9 protein-coding genes are annotated in these 7,562 nt (G+C 30.2%); all 9 read right to left on the reverse strand.

The features are described from left to right. Positions 1-339 precede the first annotated feature (339 nt). Positions 340-831 carry a hypothetical protein gene (locus tag FS85_RS0100695; protein ID WP_010134018.1) on the reverse strand — a complete coding sequence of 164 codons (492 nt, stop codon included), beginning with the start codon at positions 829-831 and terminating at the stop codon, positions 340-342. 9 nt (positions 832-840) lie between these two features. Next, a complete protein-coding gene (locus FS85_RS16920; RefSeq protein ID WP_010134019.1) occupies positions 841-972 on the reverse strand; it encodes a hypothetical protein in 132 nt (43 codons plus the stop codon). 847 nt (positions 973-1,819) lie between these two features. Then, complete coding sequence (locus tag FS85_RS0100705) at positions 1,820-2,473, reverse strand: porin family protein (protein ID WP_010134020.1); 654 nt, start codon at positions 2,471-2,473, stop codon at positions 1,820-1,822. Positions 2,474-2,798: 325 nt separating this feature from the next. Continuing rightward, positions 2,799-3,272 (reverse strand): hypothetical protein, encoded by a 474-nt coding sequence (locus FS85_RS16010; RefSeq protein WP_010134021.1) that lies wholly within the window; start codon positions 3,270-3,272, stop codon positions 2,799-2,801. A 156-nt stretch (positions 3,273-3,428) separates the two neighbouring features. After that, positions 3,429-4,013, reverse strand: coding sequence for a hypothetical protein (locus FS85_RS0100720; RefSeq protein ID WP_010134022.1), 585 nt, complete (start codon positions 4,011-4,013; stop codon positions 3,429-3,431). A gap of 155 nt (positions 4,014-4,168) precedes the next feature. Beyond that, the gene (locus FS85_RS0100725) at positions 4,169-5,161 is read right to left on the reverse strand and encodes a hypothetical protein (protein WP_010134023.1); all 993 of its coding nucleotides are present in this window, start codon (positions 5,159-5,161) and stop codon (positions 4,169-4,171) included. A 142-nt stretch (positions 5,162-5,303) separates the two neighbouring features. After that, positions 5,304-5,912, reverse strand: coding sequence for a zeta toxin family protein (locus tag FS85_RS0100730; protein WP_010134025.1), 609 nt, complete (start codon positions 5,910-5,912; stop codon positions 5,304-5,306). Continuing rightward, a complete protein-coding gene (locus FS85_RS16660) occupies positions 5,905-6,066 on the reverse strand; it encodes a hypothetical protein (protein WP_160162373.1) in 162 nt (53 codons plus the stop codon). Before FS85_RS16660 ends, FS85_RS0100730 begins: the two co-directional genes overlap by 8 nt. 176 nt (positions 6,067-6,242) lie before the next feature. Beyond that, positions 6,243-6,875, reverse strand: a complete 633-nt coding sequence (locus FS85_RS0100740; RefSeq protein ID WP_139062115.1) for a hypothetical protein — start codon at positions 6,873-6,875, stop codon at positions 6,243-6,245. Between the last annotated feature and the right edge of the window lie 687 nt (positions 6,876-7,562).

A 7,562-nucleotide genomic window follows, 5' to 3' on the forward strand; every position in this document is an offset into this window, starting at 1 on the left:
TGGCTAGGCTTTGTGCGGGATTGAAAATCGACAAGATTTTCGAACACGGACTAAGCCGAAGCTTTTTGTTTGGATTTGTTTCTTTGGTTATCACAAAGCCAAATCAACAAGATTTGGCGACCTAGTAAATATACACAAAACTTTGAAGCAAGCACAAAACCCGCATGAAGTTTAGCCGGTGTTGGCAAATCGTAATTTTAATCTTTCTTTTTCGGTGGTGGAGGTGGTGGTGCCTGATAGCGAGGCATACTATTATTACTTTTCGGTTTAGGAGCATTATTCGGATTATTCGTAGGTCTTCCTTGTGGTCTGTTATTTGTTTGTTTTGCCATAATATATTTATATGTTAAATACTTGATTAAAATATTCGTCTGAATTTTTCTTGCATTTTTTCACAAGTCTTTTTGGTTTACTTCTAATTGTCTCTGCTATTAAAGGATTAATATTAGTTTCTAAATCTTTAAGCTTAAAAAACGCTTTTGTGGCTTGTCCTTCATCTATTCGGTTAGAATCAAATTCATACCATAATTTTTCAATCCTATTATAATAGTCTGCATAAAACCGATGAATATCATCAAGGTTTTTTAATTGTTTTTCATTCATTATTAAATGAGGTTGTAATAATCTCATTAATGAAATTGCAGCAATTATTACACAGGAAATTAGTGGTAAATTTCCCCAAATTTTCCACCCCATAACTCCAGCTGAAGAAAATGTAAGAACTCCAATATTAAAAATTCTCAAAATAAATCTTTGTCGGTCAGAATACATTGAAGTAAATTCAATGTTATGTTTTGATTGAGTTAGTTCTGCCCAAATTCTATTTCTCATAATTTTCTATTAGTCTCCTTTTTTATGTTTGTGAGGTTTCAATGATGGAGTATTTCCAGGTGTACTTTTATTATCTCTTTGACGTCTGTCTGGTTTTCCAGTAGATTTTGCAGTTCTTTTAGGTCCTGGTTTAATTCCCATAGTTTTTCTTTTTTTGGTATTAAATTTATAAACTACAAGTTCGCAATTTTATATGATATTTAAATTTAAACTTTTTAACACATTTATTGATAAGTGTTAATAAGTTTAGTGTTTAATTTTATATTGGAAATCTTCTTTATGTTTGCCAACGGGTTTTATAAGCTAAGTTTTGGGTTGATAGGGTAGAGGTCTATCAGACAAAACAAAGCTTGTTTAAAAGTAGTGAACTTTAAGTTTAGAACAAAGCCCAAAATTTAGCTTATTTATTGTTGGCTTATGGCGATTCAATCCTACTGTAAACGTTTTGTTCGTAAGTTTTCCGATTTCAAAATCACGTAGCTACTTTCAGGTCAGCGTTGTTACTGATTCAATTCACGCAGTTACGATTTCCTTTCAGCGGTGCTACGAATATTTCAAGCAGAACTACTTTCAATTCAGAAGAGCTACTGTTTCAAACTTTTCAAATTTTAGATAATTTTTCAACGAAACTACTTTCTTAAAATTCTTTCAGAGATTAAATTTTTCAAGCTGAGACAAACTTTCAATTAATGACTTTTTAGCGTTGCTACGATTTCAATTCGCGTAATTACGTTTTCATTTCAACGTTACTACTGAAAATCATTCACGCAGCTACTTTTCATTCAAGATTACTTTAAAGATTTTTGAATTATGTTTCAGAGAAATGTATCGGCAGGATTAGAATCGCGCTTGAAGCCAACGGTCTCGGCTATGAGTAGTTGCGTGGGTTAGCACTTAACTTAGCAAGTACACACCAAGTTGGAAATTCCGCAGGATTTTCAGAAGTAGGCGAGAACAAGCAATTACTTATAGCCATTGTTGTAAACAGTTATATCTTATATTCTAATCCCAAATTAAAAACGGACGATTTAATAGTATTATTTCGTTCAATTAATCCAAAAAAGTATCTTGTATTTAGACTAATTTTCTCTGAAAAATTATAACCAACTCCAAACGTTAGTCCGAAGTCAAATTTGTCATAATCAAAATCCATTGGTTCAGTCGGTGTGCCTGAAATGTCCTCAAATGGGTCTTTAGTAATGTTTTCTTTGCGATTTATTATGTACCCAAATTGTGGACCACCTTCAAGATAAAAACTTTCACTAACAAAATATTTTGCAACTATAGGGATTATAATTGTAGATTCATTAATATTTGATTCAAAGTCAACTCTTGAGCTGAAGCCATTAGTATCAATCAATTCAATATTTTCATTTACAAATTTTGCACCTTGCACCGCAAAAATTAGTTCAGGTTGAATTTTAAAGTCATCTGATATTTCAAAATTCACGAAGCCACCGAGATAGAAACCAAATTTTCTGTCATAGCGTACACCTTCAATTCCAGAAATTATATATTTCGGTGTATAAGATGAGTAGTTAGTACCAGCTTTAAATCCGATTGTCATATCAGTATTTTGAGCTTTTACTTTGTTATTAAAGATTAAAAAAACAAATACTAATAAGAAAAGATGTTTATTCATAATTTTGGGTTTTAATTGTTTACAACGGGTTTAATAAGTTGGATTTTTGGTTAGATAGCAGCGAAACTATCGGCCGTGACCAACTTTGTTTAAAAGTAGTGAACTGAATGTTAGAAACAAAGCCAAAAATCGAACTTATTTGTTGTTAGCTTTAGGCTATTTAATTCTGAATAAAAAAATATTTTTCAATCTTACAGTAATGATTATTTCACGTTGTTATAATTGAATTTCTATTTCTCGAATATTTTACTCATTTCATAATTGATTCAAGTACAGTATTCAGTAAAATAGTTAATGCTTTAGAATTTAGAAAAACATGTTATTTTTATGTAAAGTATTCGATGTAAATTTCTTCTAGTTTCTTAGAACTTTCAACTTCTTCGCTTTGTTCTATTTCCTTAGCAATATTTGACCTTTTTTTAGGCCATATATGAAAACCTCCTTTAATTTCATTTTGGAATGAGTTTAATACAATCTCTACTAATTCAGGGTCTAAATTAGAGAGGTCTTTAACATTTTTCCAAATTCCCCATATTCCATTTTCGTCAATATCACCATAATATTCAATTTGATGAGTAGAATAAAGTTTTGTTTTGTTAATCTTAAAATTGTTCAAGTCATATTTACCGCTCCATGTAAAAGGAGCTACATCATCAACACCATTTCCCGATACTTTGTTTTCAATAAATTTTAATCTAATGCTCATTTTATGTTGTACGGGAGAATTGTTATAACAATAAAAACCTTCCCAAATACCACTAGGTAAAAATTCATGAGTTTCTATATTTTCTTCTTTCATATTTTTTGTTTTTGCTTAAAGCTAACGGGTTTAATAAGTTGGATTTTTGGTTGATTAGCAGCGAAACTATCGGCCGTGACCAACTTAGTTTAAAATTAGTGAACTGGATGTTAGAAACAAAGCCAAAAATCGAACTTATTGATTGTTGGCTAAAGTTTATTGGACATTATATTTTGTTAAATAAGTCATTAATTTTCCATTTCCCTTAGCAGCGATTTTTCCTACACCTCTCTTGAAAAACAATTGATATTTACTTCGTTTATACTTATCTCTATTAGTCAGTTGGGATGCTTCAATTAATAATAGGTTTTCATATTTTCCTATAGGAGTCTCTATTTTCGCATTAGTGCTGATTATCTCATATTTCCAACTCTTGTCAAATTGTAACCATGTAAAACCAACTTCTAAATTATTCGGAATATTTATTGATTCTCCTTTTGTCTTGTCATCGTAAGAATAATTCGTTCCTTTTTCATTTCTAGAGTAGTCAACACTTTTTTTATTCCAAGAATATTTTCTTTCAATTTTAAAATAATGTTTACCATTTATTTCAATATTCTTGTCAACTACTTTAATTGTTTGCGTATTGTTAGAATCAAAGTATTTATGGATCCAATAATTCCCCGTTTTTAGCGGGTAGTATCCTAATTCTTCATTGATGATGTTATTCGTTGTTGTTTTGACTGTTTTACATCCTGAAAAAATTCCAGCGATAATTCCAATCAATAATATCTTTTTCATTTTTATAATTTTAGCCAACGGGTTTACATAAGAATCAGTTTGGGAGAAAAGGGCAGAGCCTTTTCGAGCGTGCTGATTCGACTTAGTTAAAAGTACAGAACATTGGATTAGAAACCAAGCCCCAAATTGTTTTTATGCGTTGTTGCCCACAGTTTTTATAGGTCATTCATTCCAAGTAAGCTAATTCTATCTTCATCGGAATTAAACTCAAACATTTTCATATGCTTAACTTTTTTTTCTGAACTCTTAGTGTAAATTTTCCTTTTCATTTCATCTGTATTTATTTCAATTGTAATTGCTCTAACATTTAGTTTATAGCATTCAGAATATGACTTGTGTTTAGGATTAGGAAAACTATCTTTAAATTCAATATTATATTTAGGTTTAAAGTATTTTATTAAAGCAGCCTCTGTAAAATTTATTTTTTGTTTCTCTGAAAAATAGAGACCATTATTTTTGAAAAAATGACTTACTTTTTGATACTCATCTAATTCGTTTTCTTGATTAGGTTTAAGGAAATCTGCTCCTGTAGTCATTAACATACTTTTTTGTGAAAAATTAGTTAGCATAATCCAGATATCTGAATTAGGATGTTCACTGGAAGTATGGGTGTAAATTTTTTGTAATGTTTCGTGTGAGGATAACCTAGTTAATGCTGTACGTTTGCCATCTTTTCCATAAGATTGTCCGATATACATTATTTCATAATCTAAACTAGGAATGTCATATTCATTTTCTGCAATATCATAATCAATTAACGAACCTGGTCTAGCAACAAATAAAAAATCTTTTCCATCTGAAAAAGAAAATAGGTTATATGGGTATTGACTATTAAATACTAATGTGGATTTTGCTTCTGGGAATTTCAAGCCCATTAGTATAATCTCCTTTTGATCTTTATTATGAATAATAAGTTCGAAACTTACTTCTTGTCCTTTAATTACTACTGATTCAGGGTTGATGGTTACTTTAGGTCTTCTTAATATGAAATAGATATTGCAGGGGTTTTCTTTTTCATTAAACAAGTTGTCATTATTGATGTAATTTTCTAAATCAGAACCTAATATAAATTGGTATTGATTTAAAAACATAATTAAAAAACTTTCAGCACCAAACTTATAATCATCTCTTTCAAAAGGGTTTTTCATAATTGTGGGCAACGGTTTGGTATAAGAATCTGTTTGGGAGAAAAGGGCAGAGCCTTTTCGAGCGTGCTGATTCGATGTTTGTTTAAAAGTAAGGAAGAAAGGGGTAAGAACCAAGCCCCAAATTGTTTTTATGTGTTGTTGGCTAATGTTTTTTGTTTAGCTCTTTTATGCTAGGGATAAATTTCTCAAGATATTTAGGGAAATCATTTTTTAATATAAATTGTTCTTCTTCAATTGTAAACAAGTGACTAGGAGTGTCATTGTATTTACTTGTTTCAAAAAGAGTAACAGAGTCAAAAAACTTCCAATTTTCATTTAAGTGTTTATATCCAAGTCTGTACCTTTCTTTTACTTCATTATCAGGTACAAAATGGCCACCATTTTCAAATCTAATACGAACTCTTTCTTTTGCTTTTTCAATAGAATCTAAGCAAAAGAAAACTAATTCTATTCTATAATTTTCCGACTTAAAAATCTCAGGCCAATATATTGGAGTAGAGTTGAAGTTTGTTTCATAACAGAAATCAGTTCTGTTTTTAATAGAAGATTTTATGGTGTTTTCTAAATCTTTTCTAGCAAGATTATGAGCCATTCTATCTCTAAACTCAGTGTCTATTAGAGATTCATACTTTTCCTTATAAATTTTATCATAATCATAAGGCTTTGTTTTTCCTTCTGTGAAAGCTTTCGAGAAAGAAGATTTTCCAGAACCATTACAACCAGCAATTACTAATAATTTTGGTTTATCCATTAAATTGTGGTCCTGGTGTAGGGTTAGGATTTAATTTTCCTTCAGCAAGTTTTTCTTCATAGACACGAATCTCCTCTGAAATTCTAGGAAGTTCATTTTTTAATCTATTTTTAAGATTAGATAAATAACTTTGGATGTCTTCTTTTTTGCTCATACAGCAAATTTACAAAAAAAATATTTCAAAAAATCTCGCTCGAAAATATTTGCCAACGGGTTTAATAAGTTGGATTTTTGGTAGGATAGGAGTGAAACTATCAGCCGTGACCAACTTAGTTTAAAAGTAGTGAACTGAATGTTAGAAACAAAGCCAAAAATCGAACTTATTTGTTGTTACCTGCTGGCTTTTAATTTTTCTATTTCTAATTTCTGTTCCTTGGTAAGTTCAATATTGTACAGTGAAATTGACATATAGAAGTCAGTTGTTTTTTCAAGAGATATGTTCTTTATTTTTTCTTTCTTAAATAAATCAGCTACTTTTTGAGTGCAAAATCTAAACATATTAGAGTTACCGTTTTCATCGGGGTTACACATAAACAAGTCTGAACCATCCCAATAATTATCTTTAAAATAAAAACCTTTGGAATGAGGTTCCATTGTGATTCCGATTTTATTCATTACTATTGAGCTCTTCGAGTAGTCCCGATAACCACAACGTCCAGTTATAATCAACCCATAGTATTTTTGCTTAATAAACTCATTCTTTTTTGAGTATATTTCAACGTTATAAGTTTTCCAACCTGATATTCCGTTAGATTTGAATAATTCGATTGTTCTTTCACTTACAATAAGAGGGAAAGCATTAGTAGTCCAAATAATGTCATAAAGAGATTTTCCACCCATCGAGTGTTTGACAGGAATAACTTCAAGATTCTCTTTTTCTCCGCGAGAGATTTCAGGTTCAGCTAAGTCAGAATTCTCAATTTCTCCCCTAAATGGTCGATTGGAATGTGTTTCTCCAATCATGTATAATTTATCGTAATTTAGCATTTCCTTTAGCTTGCAGGTAACGGGTTTGTATAGCATTAGTTTGGGATTAAAAATATACAATTATCAAACTCAAAACAATTTTAATTAAAAAAAAGAAACTTCAATTTTAATAGAAGTTTCCCAAATTAACGCTATACGCTGTTACCTTTTCGTGATTTTCCACTAGATGCATTTTTCTGGAATTTAGACTTTCTTTAGTTTTATTCAAAACGCAGCTACAGCTTCAAAACGAGTTTCTTCTTCTTTTCACATAGCTACTATAAATTCAGCTACTTTACTGTTTCAAATATTTGAGTTCTTAGAATCTTTCAAGTAACTAGGGAATTTTATTTGAGAGATTTTTGACAAATTCAGCGTTGCTACTTTTTAGAAACTTTCCTCTATTTAAAGTTTTCAGAAGAAGAATAGACTTTCAAAATTACGCGGTTACGTTTTTCATTTTCAAGATATTTCTCAACAAGAAAATAACTAGATTTTGAGACAAAAAAACTTTCAAACTCTGCGTTGCTACTTTTTCAAAACGTACTTGAAATAGACTTAAAAAATACATTCAACCAGTTTGAAGTTTCGTTCTACGAGTTAATTTTCAAATCGATTGTTTGTATTATACTGAAATAGGTTGACTCTTTTTTGATAGCTATATTTTAATATTTAGATGTGAAA

It is taken from the genome of Ochrovirga pacifica (assembly GCF_000220525.1).
GTDB classification, from domain to species: domain Bacteria; phylum Bacteroidota; class Bacteroidia; order Flavobacteriales; family Flavobacteriaceae; genus Ochrovirga; species Ochrovirga pacifica.

What these genes read in the sequence shown, in the direction of transcription:
- FS85_RS0100695 (WP_010134018.1), bottom strand. Translation starts at nt 831, where the DNA reads ATGAGAAATAGAATTTGGGCAGAACTAACTCAATCAAAACATAACATT.
- FS85_RS0100730 (WP_010134025.1), bottom strand. Translation starts at nt 5,912, where the DNA reads ATGGATAAACCAAAATTATTAGTAATTGCTGGTTGTAATGGTTCTGGA.
- FS85_RS16010 (WP_010134021.1), bottom strand. Translation starts at nt 3,272, where the DNA reads ATGAAAGAAGAAAATATAGAAACTCATGAATTTTTACCTAGTGGTATT.
- FS85_RS16920 (WP_010134019.1), bottom strand. Translation starts at nt 972, where the DNA reads ATGGGAATTAAACCAGGACCTAAAAGAACTGCAAAATCTACTGGAAAA.
- FS85_RS0100725 (WP_010134023.1), bottom strand. Translation starts at nt 5,161, where the DNA reads ATGAAAAACCCTTTTGAAAGAGATGATTATAAGTTTGGTGCTGAAAGT.
- FS85_RS0100720 (WP_010134022.1), bottom strand. Translation starts at nt 4,013, where the DNA reads ATGAAAAAGATATTATTGATTGGAATTATCGCTGGAATTTTTTCAGGA.
- FS85_RS0100740 (WP_139062115.1), bottom strand. Translation starts at nt 6,875, where the DNA reads ATGATTGGAGAAACACATTCCAATCGACCATTTAGGGGAGAAATTGAG.
- FS85_RS0100705 (WP_010134020.1), bottom strand. Translation starts at nt 2,473, where the DNA reads ATGAATAAACATCTTTTCTTATTAGTATTTGTTTTTTTAATCTTTAAT.
- FS85_RS16660 (WP_160162373.1), bottom strand. Translation starts at nt 6,066, where the DNA reads ATGAGCAAAAAAGAAGACATCCAAAGTTATTTATCTAATCTTAAAAAT.